Below are 21370 nucleotides of genomic sequence, written 5' to 3' on the forward strand. Positions count from 1 at the left end.
CCTCGCCTATCTGCAACGCGCGATCCGCTGGGGCGAGGGCGACAAGCTGTTCGAGCTCTTCGCCCGCACGCGCGATGTCCGCCGCTCGATCATCGAGGCAGGCCAGGATGTGGACGTGCCGGACTTCGGCCGGCATACGCTCGACAAGAAGGGTTGAGGCCCGTCCGCGATCCCGTCAGACCGGCGGGATCTGGCCGAGCGGGATGAAGCCCAGCATTGCCCGGCCCTGGTTCACCCGGACATCGAGCGCCATGGTGCGCTGGCCGCCGGTAAACGACTTGATCAGCCCGGTCACCGTCTCGACCGGTCGCGCGACCTGCGGAAAGGCAAGCTGGAGAACCTGCGAGATGCCGTCGATCCCGGTCAGCTCGACGCTGAAGCGCCCGTCCAGATAGCCCTCCTTATCGAAGGAGAAACGGCCGGAGATCGCGATATGCGAGGCGCGATCGCCGATGGCGAGCGTTGCCTGGTTGAGAATGCCGCTCTTGCCGCGCAGCCCGTGGGAGCGGATCTGTTTGTTCGCCAGAAGCGCCCCGCCGTCGTCGATGGTCGCCAGAAGGTTGACGGAAACGGCCGGCAGAGCCTCCGCGTTGTTCTGCGGCCGAAGGACGCCGTTGGTCACCGTGAAGGCAAGATCGAGATCGCCGTCATCATCGCGCACAAGGCCTTGCGCATATTCGGCCGTCAACGTGCCCTGGCGACCTTCCGGAGCGGCAAAACGCGCCGTCAGGCCGTCGACATCATAGGATACCAGACGCGGACCTGCGCGGCCGTAGATCAGCTTGCCGCCAAGATGTTCCCATTCCGAACGCAGGATCATGCCAGCGTCATTGTCGAGCGTTGCCGGCCCCGTCACCGTCGCCATCACCGACCACGGCGCATAGACGGGCGCTTCGGCAAGCAGGCGCGGCGTATCGAAGACGGCGTCGGTCTTCCGGTCCCGAACGTGCAGGCTGTCACAGAAAAAGCCGAAGCTTGCGGGAAAGCCCTGATAGCCGATATCCTCGCAGCTGACGACGGTTTCATTGCCGCTCTGGCCCTCCAGGAGATCGAAAATGCGGGCCTTGACCGTGCGCGCGATGAAGAACCAGCCAAGTGCATAGGCCAAAAGGAGGATGACCAGCACGACCAGCGACCATTTCAGATATTTGCGCGTGCGGGTTGAACCTGCCATGGTGGCTTCCCATTCTGTCCTACGTTTCAATCGGAGTCTGGCATAGCATATGGACGAATTCTGGGTCTTTGGCTACGGCTCGTTGATGTGGAACCCGGGTTTCCCGAACCACAAGCGCGTCAACGCCCGTCTTTCCGGCTATCACAGAAGCCTCTGCGTTTATTCCTACGTTCATCGCGGAACGGCCGAAATGCCCGGCCTCGTTCTCGGCCTCGACAGGGGCGGCTTTTGCGAGGGCGTCGCCTTCGCCGCGAGGAATGATGACGAGGAGGCGGTGATGGCCTATCTGCGCGCCCGCGAACTGGTGACGAGGGTCTATCGCGAACTCGTCCTGCCGGTCCGGCTCGACAATGGCAATACCGTTCCCGCCGTCACCTATGTGGTTGACCATTCCCACAAGCAATATGCAGGCAAGGTGGATATCGACAGGGCGGCCGACATCGTGCGGCGCGGCCACGGCCAGTCCGGCCCGAATCGCGACTATGTGCTGAACACCGTCGACCACCTGAAACAGATGCGCATTGGCGATGCGGCGCTGGAATCGGTCGCCAGGCTTCTGCTCAACGAGCAACCGCGCCCCAGGCACGGCTGAGCGACCTCAAAGCCCTTCTGCTGCCTTCAGTTCCGCGATGCGCTTTCGCGTCACCTCGGGAAGGTCGAGATGCGGGTTTTCGGCGACGGTCTCCAGAAGCAGCCGGTCGCTTTCCCGCTCCATGGTCTCGACGAGTTCGGCAAAGAAGGCTTTCGGCGGCTTTCCCGGCGGGATCGCAGGCAGGACCCGCACCTTGAAATGCCCTTTCTGGCGGCGAAAATTGCCGCGCGGCCAGAACAAACCCGGATGCATGACCACCGGCACGACCGGCACGGCAAGGCCGCTATAGATCATCTGGATGCCGCGTTTGTAGTCCGGTTCTGCTCCCGGCGGCCGACGCGTGCCTTCCGGAAAAATGATCAGCTGCCGACCGGTTTCCACCTCGGCCTTGGTGCGCTTGATCGCGTCGGCCATCGCCCGGCCGCTTGCCGCGCGATCGACGGCGATCTGCCGCTGTTTCTTCAGATACCAGCCGAAGAGCGGCATCTGGATCAGTTCGCGTTTCAGCATGAAGACGGAATCCGGAATCCACGGCAACAACATGATCGTGTCCCAGGCGGACTGGTGCTTCGGCGTGATGATGCAGGGCCCCTCGGGGATGTTCTCCAGCCCCTCGATCTCGAACGTCGCGCCGGCCCAGAAGCGCATCTGCCGGTTGACGAACCGGCCCCAGCCCTGAACCACGACACGATAGGCGTTCTCGCGCGAGGCCGAGAAATAATAGGGGGACTGTACGATCATCCTGAGCGCCGTTCCGACATAAAAGGCGGTATTGAAGGCGATGGAACGAAAGATACCCATGCCAGTCATTCTTCCTGTTCGGCGGGGCGAAGAACCCACAGCCCCGTTGCCGCGCGCACATGCGCTCCGATGAACTTCAGATATTCCGACCCCAGCACCTTCACATAGCGCAGATTGTCGTACCAGGGCTTGTCGCCCTCGCCCAGCGGCACAGGATAGCCGACAAACACCGTATCGGGATCGATATGGCGCAATTCGAACAGGCCGCGCGGCAGGTGATAGGCGCTGGTGACGACCAGGACGCGCCGATAGCCGTGCTCTTCGATCCATTTGCGGGTCTCAACCGCGTTGCCGTAGGTATCGAGCGCCTCATAGCCGACATCGACGCAGCATTCGAACAACTGGCTGTCGCCGTCGGTGGTCTTGCGAATGCTTTCCGGGGTTGTCGAAGGGTTGACCCCGGAAATCAGAAGTCGCTCTCCTGCGCCCTCAGCCAGCAGCAGAAGCGCCTCGTCGATGCGACGCGCGCCCCCGGTCAACACCACGATCGCGTCGGTCTCGTAGATCGGCGGCGGCCTTTCGGCCAGGATTCTGACGGTAAACCACAGGAAGCCGCCGCCAAAGGCAATCATCGCGGCAAGCGCGAGAACCAGAACGGCGCGCAGCACGAAGCCCGGGCGCGTGACCGCCCGCCCTCGCGCACCATCCCCGTTGCCGCTCCTTTCCGGCGGCTTGCCGAGTTCGTTTCCCATCGCCCTTCCATTCCGGATGCCTTGCGGCAGCTGACACTGCATCGCCCAAAGGGCAACGCGAATCGGTGGCCGGCCGAATCATTCCGCCGCCCTTCATACAGTACAGACGATATAGCTGAAATTCGGGCCGGGCGACGACGCCGAATAAGTTGAAATTCGGGAGGAGCTAAAGCGTATCGGTGCGGGCCGGGTCCGAACGGATGCGATCGATCTCCCTGATCGTGCGCATCACCGTCAGCCGGGCCGTCAGCGTCGTCAGCGCCGCAATGACGACGATCGTCAGAAGGATTCCCGCATAAGCGCCCCAGCCGATCGATATCTTGCCGAACAGCGCGGTGGCCTGATCGGCCCCGGGGGTCGCAAGAAATCGCGCCTGCCAGAAGCGCGCGACCACGAAAAACAGGCAGGCAAGCCCGCCGCCCAGAAACGCGCCCTTGAGCGCCACGTTGAGAAAATGGTTCTGGAACTGGCGGGCGACGAAACCGCCCTCCGCGCCGACAAAATGCAGCACCTCGACAATGTCGCGACTGCCAGACAGCGCGCCGCGCGTGGCAAAAACCACCGTCAGCACCATGGCAGAGAAGACCAGCGCCATGATCGAGACGCCGATCGTCGTCGTTGCATCGGCCATGGCCGAAAGCCGGTTCACCCAGGCGCGATGGTCATCGAGATAGGCGCCCGGCACGGCGCCCTGAAGGGCCGCGGCCATGGCCGCGAAATCCGGAGGATTGTTCTCGTCGATCGTCACGATCACAAGGCGCGGCACCGGCAATTCATCGAAATCCAGCCCGGTCCCGAGCCAGGGTTCGAGCAGCCGCTCGGTTGCCGCCTCATCGACCACCTGACCGTCGATCGTGCCGACGAATTGCAGCGCCACGTCCCTGGCTGTCAGAAGCGCCTGGTTCATGTCGCGCCCTTCGGCGGGCTTGATCTGGATGGTGACCTCGCGGGAGATGCCGCCCTGCCAGCTTGCCGCCGTGGCGCGCACCATGGAGACGCCGCCGAGCGTCAGGCAGGCGAGAAAGGCCATGATCGCGATCACCGCCATCAGCGCCCGCGACTGCACATTCGCGGGCGGAACGATCGGCGTCGGCTTGCCCCGTTTCTGGCCGACGGCAGGCGGTCTTCGCACACTGCGACCGTCTCCCGTGCCGCCCTGTTCCGTCTTCGGCGCCGGCCTTTGGCGCGGCCCGGCATCGGCGCGCGGCGCGGATCTGTCAGGCGTCGGGGTCGCCCGGCTTCCCGGGCGCGCGCGTGGCGGCCGGGTTTCGGCGGTCGGCCTCTGCCGGGGTCGCGCCTGCCCTTCCCCTTGGACAGGTCTTGCCTCGGCCTCCTCCCGTTCGGCCTGCGCGTGCCTCAACCTTTCCCGATCTGCCTTTTTCCGCTCGAGACGCCCGGCCTCGCGCGCTGCGGCCTCCTGCTGCATCTGCCGCTTGCGCGCGGCCTCGGCCTCATGCACGCGGATTTCCTCGCGGCGGCGCTCCTCGAGAATCCGCTCCTCGAGCAGGCGTTCCTCGCGGGCCCGCGCCTCGGCACCGCGGCGCTCTTCCTCGCGCTCGCGCTGAAGACGCTCCTCCTCCAGACGGGGATCGCGGATCGAACGGGGCGGCCTAGTCATAGATATCGAGCCTTCCCTCCGACAGGATCATCCGCCTGGCGTCATAACGGTCCATCAGCGCAATATCGTGGGTGGCGATCACCACAGCCGTGCCCATCCGGTTCAGTTCGACGAGCAGGCTCAGGATGCGCCGCGCCATCGGAGGGTCGACATTGCCGGTCGGCTCGTCGGCAAGCAGCACTTCCGGTTGGTCGATCAGGGCCCGGGCAATCGCCGCGCGCTGCTTTTCCCCGCCGGAAAGCACCGGCGGGCGCACATTGAGCCTTTCGCCGAGCCCGACCCATTTCAGCAGTTCGATCACATCGTTCCGATAGGAGACCTCCTCCCTGCCGCGCACGCGCAGCGGCAGGGCGACATTCTCATAGGTCGTCATATGGTCCAGCAGGCGAAAATCCTGGAACACGATTCCGACGCGGCGTCGCAACATCGGCATTTCCTTGTGGGGAATGACGGCGACATCACGCTCGAACAGACGGATGAGACCGCGCGTCGGCTGCAACGCCATAAGCATCAGCCGAAGAAGCGTCGTCTTGCCCGCGCCCGACGGGCCGGTCAGAAACTGAAAGGAGTGTTTCGGTATGTCGAACGTCATGTCCCGCAGGACTTCCGGACCCATCCCGTATCGCAACCCCACATTTTCAAACTGGATCAGTGTCATGGTCAGCGGACAGCCTTCGCTCTATTTCGGCGCCATCATCGCCGATTATGCATAACAGGTGGTGAACAGAGGGCAAAGCCGGCAGGCGTCCCCGGCATTATCCACGAAGAAATGCTGCCCGTCGCGCGCCCTTTCCGGCGTTTTGATTGCCGCCCGGTTGCAAAGCCATTAAAACCGGAAATTCCCGATAGGCAATGAACGCGGCGCCCCGGCGCACCGCAGAAAATGAGGAGCGCCCCCATGCACGTCGTTCGCGGCAAGAATATCGAAGTGCTGTTCTCGACCGAGGACATCGCCAGGCGCAATGAGGAACTCGCCAATGAAATCGCGAGCGGCCCCGCCAGGGACCTGCTCGTCATCGCCATTCTGAAGGGCTCCTTTGTCTTCGCCGCAGACCTGATCCGTGCGCTGCACAAGGTGGGCCTTGCCCCGGAGGTCGAGTTCATGACGCTCTCAAGCTACGGCACCGGCACCGTCAGCCGCGGCGTGCGCCTGGTCAAGGATATCGACAGCCTCGTGGAAGGCCGGGACGTGCTGCTCGTCGACGACATTCTCGAATCCGGCCGCACGCTGAGATTTGCCCGTAACCTGATGCTGGAGCGCGGCGCGGCCAATGTCTCGATCGCCGTGCTGCTCGACAAGCAGAACAAGCGCGAAGAGGTTCTGGAGGCCGACTATGCAGGCTTCCACTGCCCGGACCGCTTCGTCGTCGGCTACGGCATGGACGTGGCCTATGCCTTCCGCGAGCTTCCCTTCGTCGGCGTTATCACCGGTGATGCTTAACCAAGGTTAAATCGCGGTAACAGAGCTTGTTAACTACATAAATTGCCATTTTTCGATGTTTACTTCTCGCTAGGAAAGTTCTGGTGATCTCTACGGCAACAAGGCCCGGAACAACGGGCATGCCGCAAGGGTTTTGACAAGACAGAAAGAACTGGACAGCGCCATGGCTAGGATTTTGATCACGGAAGACGAAGCATCGCTCAGGGCATTCGTCGCGCGTGCGCTCAGGCTCGACGGGCATGAAACGGTCGAGGCCTCGGACGGCGCGGAAGGGCTGGAACGCCTGGCGGAGAGCAATTACGACCTGCTTCTCTCCGATGTGCGCATGCCCATCATGGACGGCATCGCCCTTGCCCACCAGGCGGCCAGCACCCATCCGGGCATGAAGATCCTGCTGATGACCGGCTTTGCCGAACAGCGCGAACGCGCCGACGACCTGATGGAAAAGATCGTTGACGTGGTGCCGAAGCCTTTTGCCCTGCCCGATATCCGCAAGGCCGTCGCCCGCGCGCTGGCCGCGTAGGTATCTGCCTCGATCATGCCGGGTTGAACGTCCAGGGGCAGCGCATCTCTGCGTCGGCATGAAGATCCGGCGGGGTCAATTCCCCGTCTCAGGCTCCAGCAAGCGCTCCAGATAAGGCGGCTCTGAGGGAAGAGGAGCATCCTCGTTCAACCGTTCGCGGATGGCGTCGAGGATCTCGCGGGCGCGCTCGACCGTAAACTCGTCCGGCACCTGAACATCATCGCCAAAATCAAGTCCGTCCGAGCCCTGATTGCGGCCAAGCGGATCGCGACCGGTCTGGCTGCCCCAACCGGTCTGGCCGTTCGGGCCCTGCTGGCCTTGTCCCTGGCCCTGCGCCATCATCGAATTCATCATCTGCTGGGCGCCCTGACGCAAGGCTTCCAGCGCATTGCCCTGCCCGTCCAGCGCGCCTTCCCCCTCGCCTTCGCCGAGTGACTCGGCGGCACCGTCCATCGCCTCTCCGGCGCGGTCGAAACCCTCGGCAGGCGGCATGCCGAGCTCGGACAGCTTCTGCTGCATCTCTCCGAGCTGTTCTGAAAGAGCCTGCTGGCGCTCCTGAAGCTGGCGCAGCGCCTCGCGCAATTCCTCCGCCGTCATCTCCTGTGGTGAACGCTGCTCGTCGCCGTTCCGGCCCTGCTGCTCGCCATCCTGGCGCGGCGGCGGATCGCCCCACTGCTCACGGTCGCGCAATTGCTTGTCGAGCTCGAAGGTCTCGTTCATCAGCCGCTGCTGCTCCTGAATGAGTTCGCCAAGCCGGTCGATCTGCTCGCGCATTTCCGAATTCTGCTGCCCCTGCTGGGCCGTGGAAGACGGCGGCTGGATGTTGTTCATCATCCGCTGCAATTCCGACAAGAGCTGCTGGGCGGCGGCGCGATCGCCGGAGCGGGCAAGGTTTTCGAGCTGGTTCAGAAGATTGTCGAGATCGCGCTGGCGCAGCGCCTGCTGCGCGCCCTGCTGCATATCGGACGGCTGCACGCGTTCGGCCATTTCAGACAGGTATTCCTGCATCGCCTGGCGCAATTCTTCCATCAACCGGGCGATCTCCGCATCGGAGGCGCCGTCGCGCAGCGCCTCGCTCAGGGCATCCTGCGCCTCTCTGAGGCGTCGCTCGGCATCCGACAATGCGCCGTCCTCGATCCCGGTCGCGATCGCCCAGAGATAGTCCGCCGTATCGAGATAGCTCTCCTCGTCATGGGCAAGCAGCATGCGCGTCTGGGCCGATTTGATCAGGAGGAACTGCGTGAGATCGGGGATCGTCTCCTCGGGGCGCAGGGTGATCGCCGCGCTATATTGCAGCGCTTCCGGCATGGCCCGGGTATCGAGCGCGAAGATCTGCCGCTGCTCGGCGACAGAGCCTGCGAGCAGGTTGTAGAACGTCCGTGCGGGCAGCGCCATTTCCAGCGGCGCGCTGCGGGCGACATGGCCGGCCGCATCTTCCGCAACCAGCGTGATCGTGACCGGTTTGCCCGAAAGCGGATGTTCGGTGAGATTGCGGCTCGTGAAGGCGGAATGGTCCTTGCTTGAGCGAGAGGGCATGTTGAGCGGAAACTCCGGCGGCGGATAGAGCGGTCGCGCATCCGCATCGACATTTCCCGCCGGCGCTATTTCCGCACGGGCGGTCGTGACGCCGTAATCATCGGAGACCGTGTATTCCAGTTCCAGCGCGCCGTTTGCCGCCGCCTTCGGCCTGCCCTTGAAGGCGATGACCGGCATTTCATCCGGCACGACGCCGATGACCCATTGCCGTCCCGCCGCTTCCAGCAGGCCGCTCGATGCCAGGGTGAAGCGGGCGCTGCGCATCATGTCGCCGTCCTCGGCCTCGTCCGGGGCCTGCGGCGCGTCCGCATCATCCGGCACGAAGACGATCGGCGCATCGGCCCCCTTGCCTGACAGACGCACCGTCAGCACCGAGCCTTCCGGAATGGCTTCCACCTGATCGACGCCGTCGGCCTGAAGATAGACCGGCGCCTTGCGGGTATAAGGCGGCGGCGAGATCCAGGCGTCGAACCGGAGCGCCAGCGCCGCCTCGCTTTCTTCCGCCGGCGGCAGGAAGGCATCCGCAAGCCGCCCGGAGCCGGTCGCCCCCGAATAAAGGAACGCCACAAAGAGCAAAAGCGCGGGAACGGCGCGCAGGCCGTGCGGGTCGACCGTCGACAGATCGGGCCGGGCATGGCCGCTGCCGACACTGCCGAGCTTTTCGGCCATGCGGCGCTGGTGGGCATGCCATAGGGCAAGCGCCTCCGGCGTCTCGCGCGCCGGCCTGTCTCCGGCAACGGAAATGGCCTGATGGGCAAGCGCGTTTTCACGCTCCAGACGCCGTTCGGCTTCTGCCCGGGTCGGCATTTTGAACCGCCGCAGCGGCCAGAAACCGGCGAAAAAGCCGCCGACAAGCAGCAAAAGGAGAACGACCCTCAGGGCAAACGGCACGGCGTGAAAAAGGCCGAGCCAGGAAAAGGAAAGGTAGAGCGCAACGGCGCAGGCGGGCCAGACCAGGCCGGGAGCCAGGCGCTCGACAATTAGGTTGAAACGGGCAAACGCGCGACCGCGGGCAATGCGCCGCATCAGCGCCTTGCCTTGTCTGGCCTTGTCCGGGTCTTGCGTGCCGGTGTCTTGCTGTCGCGCGGTCATGGGTCCCGTTTGTCGCGCCTTTCGGCGGCGGCGTGAACGATACGCAAACCATAGCACGGTTTATGACGATAGCGAGGAGACGAAGACGAATATGGGCAAATCCGTCTTCAAGACTTTGCGAGCAGCGTCACATCCAGTCCGGCACGGAATCGAGCCCGATCAGTTCTTCGTAACTGCCGCGCGGACGGATGACGTGGTAGCGGTCGCCGTCGACCAGCACTTCCGGCACCAGAAGGCGGGTATTGTAGGTGCCGGCCTGCACCGCGCCATAGGCGCCTGCCGTCGAGACCGCCAGAAGATCGCCCGGCTCGGGCCTTCCCATCTCGCGCGAAAGCGCCAGATAATCGCCCGTCTCGCAAACCGGGCCGACGACATCAGCCGTCAGCCGATCAGCCTTCGGGTTCAGCGCCACGGGGCGGATGGCATGGTAGGCATCATAGAGCGTCGGGCGGATAAGGTCGTTCATCGCGCCGTCGACGATAACGAAGCTTTTCGCCTCCGCATCCTTCACATAGATCACTTCGGTGACGAAAATCCCGGCATTTCCGGCGATCATCCGCCCCGGTTCGGCGACGATCCGGCAATCAAGGCCGGCCAGTTCCTCGCGGATAACGGCCGCATAGGCCGTCGGCTCCGGCGGCGGATTGTTGTCGAACTCGTAGGGAATGCCGAGCCCGCCGCCGACGTCGACATGATCGATCGCATGGCCGGCGGCCCTCAGTTCCGAAACCAGCGTCCTCATCAGCCGGAACGCATCGCGGAAGGGCGAGAGCTCGGTGATCTGGCTGCCGATATGCATGTCGATCCCGGTGACGCGGATGCCGGGCAGTTCCGCCGCGCGGGCATAAACGGCCTCTGCGCGCGAAAAGGCGATGCCGAACTTGTTTTCCTTCTTGCCCGTCGAGATCTTGGCATGGGTCCTGGCATCCACATCCGGATTGATGCGGAAGGAAACCGGCGCTTCGACTCCTTTCGCCGCGGCGCGCGCGCTCAAGACCTCAAGCTCCGGCTCGGATTCGACATTGAAGCAGTAGATGCCGGTTTCCAGTGCGAAATCGATTTCCCGCACCGTCTTGCCGACGCCGGAGAACACGATCTTTTGCGGCGCGACGCCGGCGGCCAGCGCGCGGCGCAGTTCGCCTTCGGAGACCACGTCCATGCCCGCCCCGAGACCGGCCAGAAGCTTCAGGATCGCCTGGTTCGAATTGGCCTTGACCGCGTAGCAGACAAGCGCGTCCGAACCGGCAAAGGCTTCGGCGAAGACCTTGTAATGGCGCGTGAACGTGGCCGTGGAATAGCAATAAAAGGGCGTGCCGACGGCCTCGGCGATGGCCGGAATGGAAACGCCCTCGGCAAAGAGCACGCCGTCGCGGTATTCGAAGTGGTTCACGAGAAAGGACCCGGCTAGTTGAGAAGGGAATCGAGAATGAAGGGCTCGCTATCGACGGCGGCATCCGGCCCGGCATTGATGACATTGTCGCCGGATCCGTCGAGGATGACCGGCTTGTCGTTCGGCGCGATGCGGATGGCGGGCGTATTGGCGCTCTGCGCCTCGCGCTCGGCCTGTTTGGGCGTTGCCGGCGGCACTTCCAGCGGGCCACGCCGCCCGCAGGCGGTCAGCACGAGTGCGCTCGCCAATAATGCCGCAACGGCGATCCTGTCTTTTCTCATGGCACTTTCCACCGCAAGCCTGAACAAACCCGATGCCTCTCCTGATAGCCGATCAGGCGAGGCTTGTGCACCCTCAAACGCGCGAATTCAAACGCGCTCGCGCCACCAGGCAATCTGCTTTCTCACCTCGTCCGGCGCCGTGCCGCCGAAGCTCTTGCGGCTCGCCACCGAGGCCTCGACCGTGAGAACGTCAAAAATGCCGGCCGTGATCGCCGGATTGATGGCCTGAAGTTCTTCGAGAGACAGTTCCGCAAGGTCGCAGCCCTTCTTCTCGGCGAGCGCCACCGCATGACCGGTCGCGTGGTGGGCGTCGCGGAAGGGCAGCCCCGCCTCGCGCACCAGCCAGTCGGCAAGGTCGGTCGCGGTGGAGAAGCCGGAACCGGCGGCGGCCTTCATCGCGGCCGTGTTGACGGTCAGGTCGCCGATCATGCCGGTCATGGCGGCAATCGCCAGATCGAGGCTTTTGGCGGCGTCGAAGACCTGTTCCTTGTCTTCCTGCATGTCCTTGGAATAGGCGAGCGGCAGGCCCTTCATCACCGTCAGCAGCGCCACCAGCGCGCCGTTGACACGGCCGGTCTTGGCGCGCACCAGCTCGGCGGCATCGGGGTTCTTCTTCTGCGGCATGATCGAGGAGCCGGTGGAGAAACTGTCGGAAAGCCGCACGAAATTGAACTGCGGCGTCGACCAGATGACGATCTCCTCGGCAAGACGCGACAGATGCGTGCCGCAGATGGCGGCGACTGAGAGAAACTCCAGCGCGAAATCACGATCCGATACCGTGTCGATCGAATTGCGCGTCGGCCCGCCGGAAAAGCCGAGCGCTTCCGCCGTCATGTGCCGGTCGATGGCAAAGCCTGTGCCCGCAAGCGCCGCGGCGCCGATCGGGCTTTCGTCCAGATGCTCGATCGCGTGGCGCACGCGCTTGCGGTCGCGGCCGAACATTTCGACATAGGCCATGCAATGATGACCGAAGGTGACGGGCTGGGCGGTCTGCAGATGGGTGAAGCCCGGCATCACCGTCTCGGCATGGTCTTCGGCGCGGGCGAGAAACACGCCGATGAGGCGCGTCAGCGCGGCTTCCGTCTTGATGAGTTCCTTCTTCACCCACAGGCGGAAATCGAGCGCCACCTGATCATTGCGCGAACGCGCCGTGTGCAGACGACCGGCCGCCGCCCCAATCAGTTCGCGCAGGCGCGATTCGATATTCATGTGAATATCTTCGAGCTGGCGCGAGAAGGTGAAGCGGCCCTCGTCGATCTCACGACGAATTGTTGAAAGCCCATCCAGAATTGAGGCCTTGTCCTCTTCCGAAATGATGCCCTTTTCGGCAAGCATGGTGGCATGCGCGATCGAGCCGTCGATATCCTCGTTATAGAGAGCCTTGTCGAAATCGATGGAGGCATTTATCTCCTCCATGATCGCGTCGGGGCCGGAGGCGAAACGCCCGCCCCACATTGTGTTCGAGGTGCTGTTGTCGGAAGCCATGACGTGCCTATCTGGAGAGTGACATGACGAAGAAGAGCCGCAAGAGCCCCATCTCCGCCAGACTTGTTCTTATCGCGCTTGTTGCCGGGCTTATCGCCGGCGCTGTGGCGGTATACGTGAAAAATACGTTCACTGGCAATGGCGCGGGCGAACTGGCGACAGCCGGACAGTGCGAAAGCGCGGTTGCAACCGCCGCCGCGCTCAGACCGCTGGCGCATGGCGAGGTCGCGGCCTTCATTCCCGCCGAAAAGCCGCGCCCGATGCAAAACCTCCCCTTCAACTCAGACAATGGCGAGACGTCGCTCTCCGCCTTCAAGGGCAAGACCGTGCTGATGAACCTCTGGGCGACCTGGTGCGTGCCCTGCCGCGAGGAAATGCCGGCGCTTGATGAACTCGAAGCGGAGATGGGCAGCGATGATTTCGAGGTCGTCGCCGTCAATATCGACACGGGCTCCGACGAGAAGCCGAAGACATTCCTTGACGAGATCGGCATTTCCTCGCTCGCCTTCTACCGCGACGGGACCATGGGTGTTTTCAATACGCTGAAGAAGGACGGCCTCGCCTTCGGCCTGCCCTCGACCATCCTGATCGACGAGAACGGCTGTCTGCTGGGGGCGATGAACGGGCCTGCGGAATGGGCGAGCGATGACGCCAAGGCGCTGGTCGGAGCGGCGATCGGCCGCTGATGCCCGCCGCAGCCCCGACCGCTCCTTGCAACTGCCATTGTTCTTTATCCCGAAACCCGAGTCGTAAAAAGCCTCAGGCCGCCCCGGCATTTACGCGGCGGAATCGGAATATACGATCCTGAGGGCAGACAGCGACGTTTCCGGCAGGTTTCACGGCGTGACCACGACGCTGGCCTATCTCGTTCCGTTCCTCGACTACACCTCCAATGCGGTGCTGCTCCGGCTGCCCGCGATGGTTCTGCCTTCGAGCGCTACGCACAGACGCCGAACCAGCGCGCGGCGGCCTTCACCGTAGCTGGCGTGCCGGTCGGCGAGGATGTCGCGCTCGTCAGCGCCGGCGTCGCGGACTCGGCCGCAATGGCCCGCTTCTCGTTCAAGTTCTGAGGATACTGCCCGGGCGTTTGGGACGAAACGTCGGGCTTAGAGCGCCGTGCGTCCATTCGGACGCACAAAGGACGCTCTAACCTATTGAATCTACGCATCGTGCTTTCCGAAAATCGATTCCGATTTTCGGGCCGATGCGCTAGCCGGCATTTTGGGCCCGTTTTTGGGCGGTCGCGCCGTTTCCTTTGCGGGAAAAATGCTCTAGAGCATTTCGCAGTCAGGTGGAAACACCTGACGTCCGCGAAAAAGCGGCAAGACAATAAGATAGAGCGGTTCAGCATTGCCGTGAAAAGCTGGACCGCTACAGAGCGTTTCAGGCCTGAAAATCCAGGCCGGCACGACGTGAAGAAGGATCCCCTGCCCGATGATACCGCGCTACTCCCGCCCGCAAATGACAGACATCTGGTCGCCGGAAACCAAGTTCCGCATCTGGTTCGAGATCGAGGCCCATGCCTGCACCGCGCTGGCCGAGATCGGCGTCATCCCGAAGAGCGCAGCCGAGACGATCTGGGAAAAGGGAAGCGCGGCGACCTTTGACGTGGCGCGCATCGACGAGATCGAGGCCGTGACCAAGCATGACGTCATCGCCTTCCTCACCCATCTTGCCGAAATCGTCGGTCCGGATGCCCGCTTCGTCCATCAGGGCATGACCTCCTCGGACGTGCTCGACACCTGCTTCAACGTGCAGCTCACCCGCGCCAGCGACCTGCTGCTCGCCGACCTCGACGGCCTGCTCGCCGCGCTGAAGCGCCGCGCCTTCGAGCACAAGGACACGATCACCATCGGCCGCTCGCACGGCATCCATGCCGAGCCGACAACCTTCGGCATCAAGCTTGCCCAGGCCTATGCCGAATTCGACCGCTGCCGGGCACGCCTTGTCGCCGCCCGCGAGGAGATCGCCACCTGCGCCATTTCCGGCGCGGTCGGCACCTTCGCCAATATCGACCCGCGCGTGGAAGAACATGTGGCGGAGGCCATGGGGCTGAAGGCCGAGCCGGTCTCCACCCAGGTCATTCCGCGCGACAGGCATGCGATGTTCTTCGCCACGCTCGGCGTCATCGCGTCTTCGGTCGAGCGGCTGTCGACCGAGATCCGCCACCTGCAGCGCACGGAAGTGCTGGAGGCGGAAGAGTATTTCTCGCCTGGCCAGAAAGGCTCGTCCGCCATGCCGCACAAGCGCAATCCGGTGCTGACGGAAAACCTGACCGGCCTTGCCCGCATGGTGCGCGGCTATGCGTTGCCGGCCATGGAAAATGTCGCTCTCTGGCACGAGCGCGATATCTCCCATTCCTCCGTCGAGCGGATGATCGGACCCGACGCCACGGTGACCCTCGACTTCGCGCTGGCGCGGCTGACGGGCGTCATCGACAAGCTTCTGGTCTATCCCGACCACATGATGGACAATCTCAACAAGTTCCGCGGCCTGGTGCATTCGCAGCGCGTTCTCTTGGCGCTCACCCAGGCCGGCGTCTCGCGCGAGGATGCCTATCGTCTGGTCCAGCGCAACGCCATGAAGGTGTGGGAGGAAGGCAAGGACTTCCTCGAGGAACTGCTCGCCGACAAGGAGGTGACCGCCGCGCTCTCCGAAGAGCAGATCCGCGAGAAATTCGACCTCGGCTACCACACCAAACACGCCGACACGATCTTCAACCGCGTCTTCGGCGAAAGCTGAGCGCCGCCGCTACCCGCAAAATGATCCGCAGCGTCCGGTTTCTTCCCGGAGCTGCGCCCCCGAAATGTCATGTGAAGCGCCATGAAGATTTCCGAAACCGAAATCCTGATTGTTCCCGGCTACAAGAATGCCGGCCCCGACCACTGGCAGAGCCGCTGGGAGCGCAAACTGTCCACGGCGCGGCGCGTCGAACAGGAAGCATGGTCGAAGCCGGAATGCGAGGACTGGACGGCCCGGCTTGTCGAAGAGGTCAACCGCGCGGAGCGCCCGGTGGTGCTCGTCGCCCACTCGCTCGGCATTCCGACCTCGGTTCGGGCGATCCCGGACTTCCGCAAACGCGTCGCCGGCGCGTTCTTCGTCGCACCGCCGGAGGTGGACAATCCGTCCGTGCGGCCAAAACACATGATGACCTTCGGCCCCTACCCGCGCGAACCGCTGCCCTTTCCCGCGATCGTGATCGCCAGCCGCAACGACCCCTTCGGCCGGTTCGAGCACGCGCGCGACATTGCCGCCGCCTGGGGCGCCGATTTCTACGACATCGGCGAGGCGGGCCACGTCAACGACAAGGCGGGCTTCGGCCCCTGGCCGGAAGGCACGCTGATGTTCGGCCGCTTCGTCTCCGGCCTGCGCTGAGGCCCAGCCTCATCTCCGCGGCGGTGCCCGGCCGTCTTTGCCACGGCCGAATATCGTTCGTCGCTAATTGATAGAATTGACATTCTGCCTTCATCCATCACACTAACGCATCGTGCTTTCCGAAAATCGGAATCGATTTTCGGAAAGCACGATGCATAGACTCAATAGGTTAGAGCGTCCTTTGAGCGTCCGAACGGACGCACGGCGCTCTAGCGTGTCCGGAATGCGTTCGTTTGCACGCCGGCGGCAGTGTCGACATCACGGAGCGCGGAGCGGGTTGTGGCGGCCCGATCCATTCGAACAACGGAACAAACCGTGCCGAATGCCCGTTCTCCCCGAAAGGATAATCGTTTGGCGAGGGAAACGAGGAGTTCATTTTTGTCAGGGGAGGCCGAACTGGCCTTCGCAGTGCTCGAGCAATCGCCCATGGCGGTCGCGGTCGTGGAACTCGATGGCCAGACAATCACCGCAACCAACGCGAACTTCGAAACGCTCGCGCCCGGAACGAAGGCGCAGGGCCGCTCCATTCTGGAGTGGATACACGCAGACGACCATCCGCTCTTGCGCAATCTTGTCGGTCCGACCTCCGGCGTTTCCGGACGGGAGCAGAAATGCGAGATGCGCATCGGCCGGCGTCCCGACGGGCCCTGGCGATGGATGCTTGTTGCAGCGACCGTCCTTCCGGAAAATGAAGCAGGCGCGCGGCGACGTGCGCTTTTCTATTTCATCGATATCCACACCCAGAAAAGCCACGAATTGCTGGAAAGCGAGCGCGCGCGGCGCTGGAACTACGCGCTCGTCAGCTCCGGCCTCGGCGTGTGGGATCACGACTACCGCAGACAGGAATACTTCTACTCCCAGACATGGCGGGCCATGCGCGGCTACGCCTCGACCGGCGCCACACCCTTCGCCAGCACAGAGCAATGGCTGCAGCTGGTTCATCCCGACGACCGCGATTTCGTCGCCCACGCCATAGAGCGCCAGAAGGCCGGCGACCTCAAATATATGAATTTCGAATATCGCGAGCGCCATTGCGACGGCCACTGGATATGGATCGAGTGCCGGGGCGATGCGGTGGAGTATTTTCCCGACAACCGGCCTTCCCGCATCATCGGAACCGATCAGGACGTGACAGACCGCAAGGATGCCGAAGCCTTGCTCGCCCATACGCGCCAGCGCCTGGAAATGGCGCTGACCACCTCGCGCATCGGCGTTTTCGAGCACGACCGTGCGACCGGCACCGTTTATGCCGACGCCCGCATCTGCGAGATCTACGGGTTTGACGACCAGCCGGAGAGTTTCGACATCCAGCGCGTTTTCGACCTCGTTCACCCGGAAGACCTGAAGCGGGCGGCCGCCGGCTCCGCCGGATTGACCCCCGGCGGCGCTCCGGCTTCCTCCGAGTTCCGCATCCACCGCGAGAATGACGGGTCGCTACGCCATATCCGCCATCTCGTGCGCCTTCACATCGGCGAAGACGGCCAGGAAACGATCGTCGGCATCAACTGGGACGTGACGGAGGAAGTGCGCCTCCGGCAGGATCTGGTGACCGCAAAGCAGCTCGCCGAGGCGCGCAATTTCGAACTCGACCGCGCCAAGTCAGACATCGAATATGCCGCGCTGCACGATTACCTGACCGCCCTGCCCAACCGGCGCTTTCTTGAGGACGAGCTGGAGCGCCGGGTGTCCATCGCCGCCGCGTCCGATGTCAATGTCGGGCTGCTCCAGATCGATATCGACGACTTCAAGGGGATCAACAGCGCCTACGGCCACGGCGCCGGCGACCGCGTGCTCAGCCACTCGGCGCAGACCCTACTCGACCTGTCGAAGCACAATGACTTCGTTGCCCGCATGGGCGGCGACGAATTCGCCATGATCATCAGCTATGACGGCGGCTGCGACAGGCTTGAACAGACCGCGAAACGAATCCAGCTCGAACTCGCCAAGCCGGTCGTGCTCGATGACGGTCGCGTCCGGCTTTCCGCCAGCATCGGCATCGCCACGCTTGAGAGCGAAGGGGCCGGCGGCGCCGCCGCCATGCTCAGAGACAGCGATCACGCGCTGAAGCAGGCCAAGTCAAAGGGCGCCGGCCAGATCGCATTCTACACTCCGGGCATCCGATTCTCCGACGCGGTCGACCGCAAGCCTTCCGACCGGTTGATGCAGGCGATCGACCAGAGCGAGTTTGTGCCGTTCTACCAGCCGCAGTATGACGCCGAGACCCTTGATATCCGGGGCATCGAAACGCTCGCACGCTGGCGGCAGGCCGACGGCTCCTTCAGCGAACCGTCAAGCTTCATCCCGCTTGCCCAGTCGCTCAACATCATGAACATGATCGACGCCAGCATTCTCTCGCAGGCGCTCGAGGATCACCGCCGCTGGCGGGAAGACGGGCTCGCGCCGCCGCGCCTGTCGCTGAACCTGTCCCCGCACCGGCTCAGCGACCCGGCGCTGGTGCCCGAGTTGCAGCGCACCGAGCTTCCGGCCGGCACCCTCACCTTCGAACTGCTCGAATCGATCTTCCTCGACCAGCAGGACGATGTCAGCGCCTACAATCTGAAACAGATCCGGCGGCTCGGCATCAATATCGACGTCGATGATTTCGGCACCGGCTACACGTCGATCACCGGGCTGCTCAAGGTCGCGCCGAACGGTCTGAAGATCGCCCGCGAACTGGTTATGCCGCTGCCCCGCTCATATGACCAGCGGGCCATTGTGAAGTCGATCGTCGACATCGGAAAAACATTGAATATCAAAGTGATCGCAGAAGGCGTTGAAACGCGGCAACATGCCCGGATCCTGACGGAGCTCGGCTGCGACGCGCTTCAGGGCTACTGGCTCGCCCGGCCGATGCCGGCCGACGCGATGGAAACGCTTCTGCGCCGGAAGATGGCCGAAGCTTCCGCCTGAGACAGGCTCAGGCGAAAGGGGCGAAAGCCCCAGCCGCCTCAGACGAGACGGCTCTGCTCGAGAGCGGCCGCGATGAAGCTTGAGAACAGCGGATGCGGCTCCAGCGGGCGGCTCTTCAGCTCGGGGTGATACTGCACGCCGATGAACCAGGGATGATCGGCATATTCGATCGTCTCCGGCAGGATCCCGTCCGGCGACGTGCCGGAGAACACAAGGCCGCAGGCCTCGAGTTTCTCGCGATAGCCGAAATTGACCTCGTAGCGGTGGCGATGCCGTTCGGAGATCTCGGTCGTGCCGTAAACCGCGGCAATCTTCGTGTCGGCGCCCAGATGCGCCTTGTAGGCGCCGAGCCGCATCGTGCCGCCGAGATCGTCGCGGTCGCTGCGCTTTTCCAGCGTATTGCCCTTGACCCATTCGGTCATCAGGCCAACGACGGGCTCGCTGGCATTGCGGTCGAACTCGGTCGACGACGCGTCCTTGATGCCGGCCAGGTTGCGCGCCGCCTCGATGACGGCCATCTGCATGCCGAAGCAGATGCCGAAATAGGGCACCTTGTGGGTGCGGGCAAAGCGGGCCGCCTGGATCTTGCCCTCCGAGCCGCGCTCGCCGAAACCGCCCGGTACGAGAATGCCATGGACCTTTTCCAGATAGGGGGAAGGATCCTCCTTCTCGAAAATCTCCGACTCGATCCATTCCAGATTGACCTTCACCCTGTTGGCGATGCCGCCATGGGTGAGCGCCTCGATCAGCGACTTGTAGGCATCCTTCAGGCCGGTATATTTGCCGACGACCGCGATCGTCACCTCGCCTTCCGGCGTGCGGATGCGCTCGCAGACATTCTTCCACGCATCCATGCGCGGCACCGGCGCCGGATCGATGCCGAAGGCGTGCAGCACTTCGTCATCAAGCCCCTCGCGATGATAGGCGAGCGGTACGTCATAGATGTTCGAGACATCGAGTGCCTGGATGACGGCGGACGAACGCACATTGCAGAACAGCGACAGCTTGCGCCGCTCGGCTTCGGGAATTTCCCGGTCGGCGCGCACCAGAAGGATATCCGGGTGGATGCCGAGCGCCTGGAGTTCCTTCACCGAATGCTGCGTCGGCTTGGTCTTCAGTTCGCCGGCGGCCGGGATATAGGGCATCAGCGTCAGGTGGACGTAGACGGCATTGCCGCGCGGCAGGTCGTTGCCGAGCTGGCGGATCGCCTCCATGAACGGCATCGCCTCGATGTCGCCCACCGTGCCGCCGATTTCGCAGAGCACGAAATCGAAGTCGTCATTGCCCTCGAGAACGAATTCCTTGATCTCGTTGGTGACATGCGGAATGACCTGGACGGTGGCGCCGAGATAGTCGCCGCGCCGTTCCTTGTCGAGAATGTTCTTGTAGATGCGGCCCGTGGTGATGTTGTCGGTCTTCGTGGCCGAGCGGCCGGTGAAGCGCTCGTAGTGACCGAGGTCGAGGTCGGTTTCAGCCCCGTCATCGGTGACGAACACCTCGCCGTGCTGGGTCGGGCTCATCGTGCCGGGATCGACGTTGAGATAAGGGTCCAGCTTGCGCAGACGGACCCGGTAACCCCGTGACTGCAACAAAGCACCCAGTGCTGCTGCGGCGATCCCTTTTCCAAGTGAGGAAACCACGCCGCCGGTGATGAAGATATATCGCGCCATGGGCTTATTCCGATACCGTTTCCTGGCCGATTCTGCCAGAGGCTTTCCATAAAAAAGCGCCGGCAGCCGGTTCATTGCCACAAGAATGCCCCTCCGTGCGCTCAGCGTCTGCCTCGGCGCAAGGTTGGGCCCAAAGAAAATCCGGCGGACGATTGTCTTCCGCCGGATATGTTTTTCAGATTTTCGGCGATCAGTCGCCGGTGGGAACGCCCGTCGCGTTCGAATCCGCCGCCGGTGTCGAAACCGCGGGCTGCTGGCCATCGCTGGCCGGAGCCGCGCTGTCGCCGGTGGTCGGCACGGCTGAACCGCCGGCATCGCCCGCTGCGGGTGTCTCGGTGGTGATCGAGCCGCCAAGCTGGTTCAGAATGCCCTGTCCGTCGCTCTCGGCATTCTGTTCGATCCGGTCGAGAATGTCCGACGGATTGCCCTGGTAGCGGGCCAGGATGCCCAGGCCGAGCGATGTGATGAAGAACAGCGTTGCGAGGATGGCGGTCGTGCGGGTCAGCGCATTCGCCGTTCCGCGCGCCGTCATGAAGCCGGATCCGCCGCCGATGCCGAGCCCGCCGCCTTCCGACCTCTGAATGAGGATCACACCGGCAAGCGCAACGACGATTATCAGGTGAATTACGATCAGTACCGTCTGCATGAATGTCCAATCCGGCCCCGCCCGCGAGGTGCAAACGGGGCAATCCAAGAATATCTGGCGTTTCTCTACATGAGGCGCGCTGTCAATCCAACCCCTTTTTCATGCCTGCCCGGCAAAGCCGCGACGGCCCGATTGCGGCTTCGC

The 21370-nt window shown here is 63.4% G+C and carries 18 protein-coding genes and 1 pseudogene; 8 read left to right on the forward strand and 11 right to left on the reverse strand.

The window, feature by feature from the left end:
• A pseudogene (locus AC5DC2_RS04215) lies at nt 1-157 on the forward strand (prephenate/arogenate dehydrogenase family protein); the annotation flags it as partial.
• 18 nt (nt 158-175) lie between these two features.
• Here the strand turns inward: AC5DC2_RS04215 and AC5DC2_RS04220 are convergent.
• On the reverse strand, nt 176-1174 hold the full coding sequence (locus AC5DC2_RS04220) for a DUF2125 domain-containing protein (RefSeq protein WP_491697584.1): 999 nt from the start codon (nt 1172-1174) through the stop codon (nt 176-178).
• 49 nt (nt 1175-1223) lie between these two features.
• On the opposite strand from AC5DC2_RS04220, the gene AC5DC2_RS04225 reads away from it, so the two are divergent.
• Nucleotides 1224-1766 carry a gamma-glutamylcyclotransferase gene (locus AC5DC2_RS04225; RefSeq protein ID WP_024707786.1) on the forward strand — a complete coding sequence of 181 codons (543 nt, stop codon included), beginning with the start codon at nt 1224-1226 and terminating at the stop codon, nt 1764-1766.
• 6 nt (nt 1767-1772) lie between these two features.
• Here the strand turns inward: AC5DC2_RS04225 and AC5DC2_RS04230 are convergent, their stop codons facing one another.
• The 4 genes from AC5DC2_RS04230 to ftsE form a co-directional block, all read right to left on the reverse strand.
• Nucleotides 1773-2567 (reverse strand): lysophospholipid acyltransferase family protein, encoded by a 795-nt coding sequence (locus AC5DC2_RS04230; RefSeq protein WP_024707785.1) that lies wholly within the window; start codon nt 2565-2567, stop codon nt 1773-1775.
• A 5-nt stretch (nt 2568-2572) separates the two neighbouring features.
• Nucleotides 2573-3259 carry a YdcF family protein gene (locus tag AC5DC2_RS04235; protein ID WP_491697585.1) on the reverse strand — a complete coding sequence of 229 codons (687 nt, stop codon included), beginning with the start codon at nt 3257-3259 and terminating at the stop codon, nt 2573-2575.
• Nucleotides 3260-3425: 166 nt separating this feature from the next.
• The gene (locus AC5DC2_RS04240) at nt 3426-4307 is read right to left on the reverse strand and encodes a cell division protein FtsX (protein WP_244435544.1); all 882 of its coding nucleotides are present in this window, start codon (nt 4305-4307) and stop codon (nt 3426-3428) included.
• 562 nt (nt 4308-4869) lie between these two features.
• Nucleotides 4870-5529, reverse strand: a complete 660-nt coding sequence (gene ftsE, locus AC5DC2_RS04245; RefSeq protein ID WP_491697595.1) for a cell division ATP-binding protein FtsE — start codon at nt 5527-5529, stop codon at nt 4870-4872.
• A 246-nt stretch (nt 5530-5775) separates the two neighbouring features.
• On the opposite strand from ftsE, the gene hpt reads away from it, so the two are divergent.
• Together hpt and AC5DC2_RS04255 are read left to right on the forward strand one after the other, a co-directional pair.
• Complete coding sequence (hpt, locus tag AC5DC2_RS04250; RefSeq protein ID WP_024707781.1) at nt 5776-6318, forward strand: hypoxanthine phosphoribosyltransferase; 543 nt, start codon at nt 5776-5778, stop codon at nt 6316-6318.
• 163 nt (nt 6319-6481) lie between these two features.
• Nucleotides 6482-6841 carry a response regulator gene (locus AC5DC2_RS04255; protein ID WP_024707780.1) on the forward strand — a complete coding sequence of 120 codons (360 nt, stop codon included), beginning with the start codon at nt 6482-6484 and terminating at the stop codon, nt 6839-6841.
• Nucleotides 6842-6916: 75 nt separating this feature from the next.
• On the opposite strand, the gene AC5DC2_RS04260 is transcribed toward AC5DC2_RS04255, so the two are convergent.
• From AC5DC2_RS04260 to argH, 4 genes are all read right to left on the reverse strand, one after another.
• Nucleotides 6917-9469, reverse strand: a complete 2553-nt coding sequence (locus AC5DC2_RS04260; RefSeq protein ID WP_491697586.1) for a TIGR02302 family protein — start codon at nt 9467-9469, stop codon at nt 6917-6919.
• 127 nt (nt 9470-9596) lie between these two features.
• Nucleotides 9597-10859, reverse strand: coding sequence for a diaminopimelate decarboxylase (lysA, locus tag AC5DC2_RS04265; protein WP_491697587.1), 1263 nt, complete (start codon nt 10857-10859; stop codon nt 9597-9599).
• Nucleotides 10860-10873: 14 nt separating this feature from the next.
• The gene (gene lptM, locus AC5DC2_RS04270) at nt 10874-11140 is read right to left on the reverse strand and encodes an LPS translocon maturation chaperone LptM (protein WP_491697588.1); all 267 of its coding nucleotides are present in this window, start codon (nt 11138-11140) and stop codon (nt 10874-10876) included.
• Between the two features lie 87 nt (nt 11141-11227).
• On the reverse strand, nt 11228-12625 hold the full coding sequence (argH, locus tag AC5DC2_RS04275; RefSeq protein WP_491697589.1) for an argininosuccinate lyase: 1398 nt from the start codon (nt 12623-12625) through the stop codon (nt 11228-11230).
• Between the two features lie 23 nt (nt 12626-12648).
• On the opposite strand from argH, the gene tlpA reads away from it, so the two are divergent.
• The 4 genes from tlpA (at nt 12649) to AC5DC2_RS04295 (ending at nt 18910) form a co-directional block, all read left to right on the forward strand.
• A complete protein-coding gene (gene tlpA / locus AC5DC2_RS04280) occupies nt 12649-13311 on the forward strand; it encodes a thiol:disulfide interchange protein TlpA (RefSeq protein ID WP_491697590.1) in 663 nt (220 codons plus the stop codon).
• 748 nt (nt 13312-14059) lie between these two features.
• The gene (gene purB, locus AC5DC2_RS04285) at nt 14060-15367 is read left to right on the forward strand and encodes an adenylosuccinate lyase (RefSeq protein ID WP_491697591.1); all 1308 of its coding nucleotides are present in this window, start codon (nt 14060-14062) and stop codon (nt 15365-15367) included.
• Between the two features lie 81 nt (nt 15368-15448).
• Nucleotides 15449-16000 (forward strand): RBBP9/YdeN family alpha/beta hydrolase, encoded by a 552-nt coding sequence (locus tag AC5DC2_RS04290; protein ID WP_491697592.1) that lies wholly within the window; start codon nt 15449-15451, stop codon nt 15998-16000.
• A 378-nt stretch (nt 16001-16378) separates the two neighbouring features.
• Nucleotides 16379-18910 carry a sensor domain-containing protein gene (locus AC5DC2_RS04295; protein WP_491697593.1) on the forward strand — a complete coding sequence of 844 codons (2532 nt, stop codon included), beginning with the start codon at nt 16379-16381 and terminating at the stop codon, nt 18908-18910.
• A 38-nt stretch (nt 18911-18948) separates the two neighbouring features.
• Here AC5DC2_RS04295 and pyrG read toward each other — a convergent pair whose 3' ends face one another.
• Nucleotides 18949-20580: a CTP synthase gene (gene pyrG, locus AC5DC2_RS04300; protein ID WP_051424034.1), complete on the reverse strand. Its 1632-nt coding sequence runs from the start codon at nt 20578-20580 to the stop codon at nt 18949-18951.
• A 190-nt stretch (nt 20581-20770) separates the two neighbouring features.
• Nucleotides 20771-21226: a preprotein translocase subunit SecG gene (gene secG / locus AC5DC2_RS04305; RefSeq protein ID WP_024707445.1), complete on the reverse strand. Its 456-nt coding sequence runs from the start codon at nt 21224-21226 to the stop codon at nt 20771-20773.
• Nucleotides 21227-21370 lie beyond the last annotated feature (144 nt).

It is taken from the genome of Martelella sp. (genome assembly GCF_984369615.1).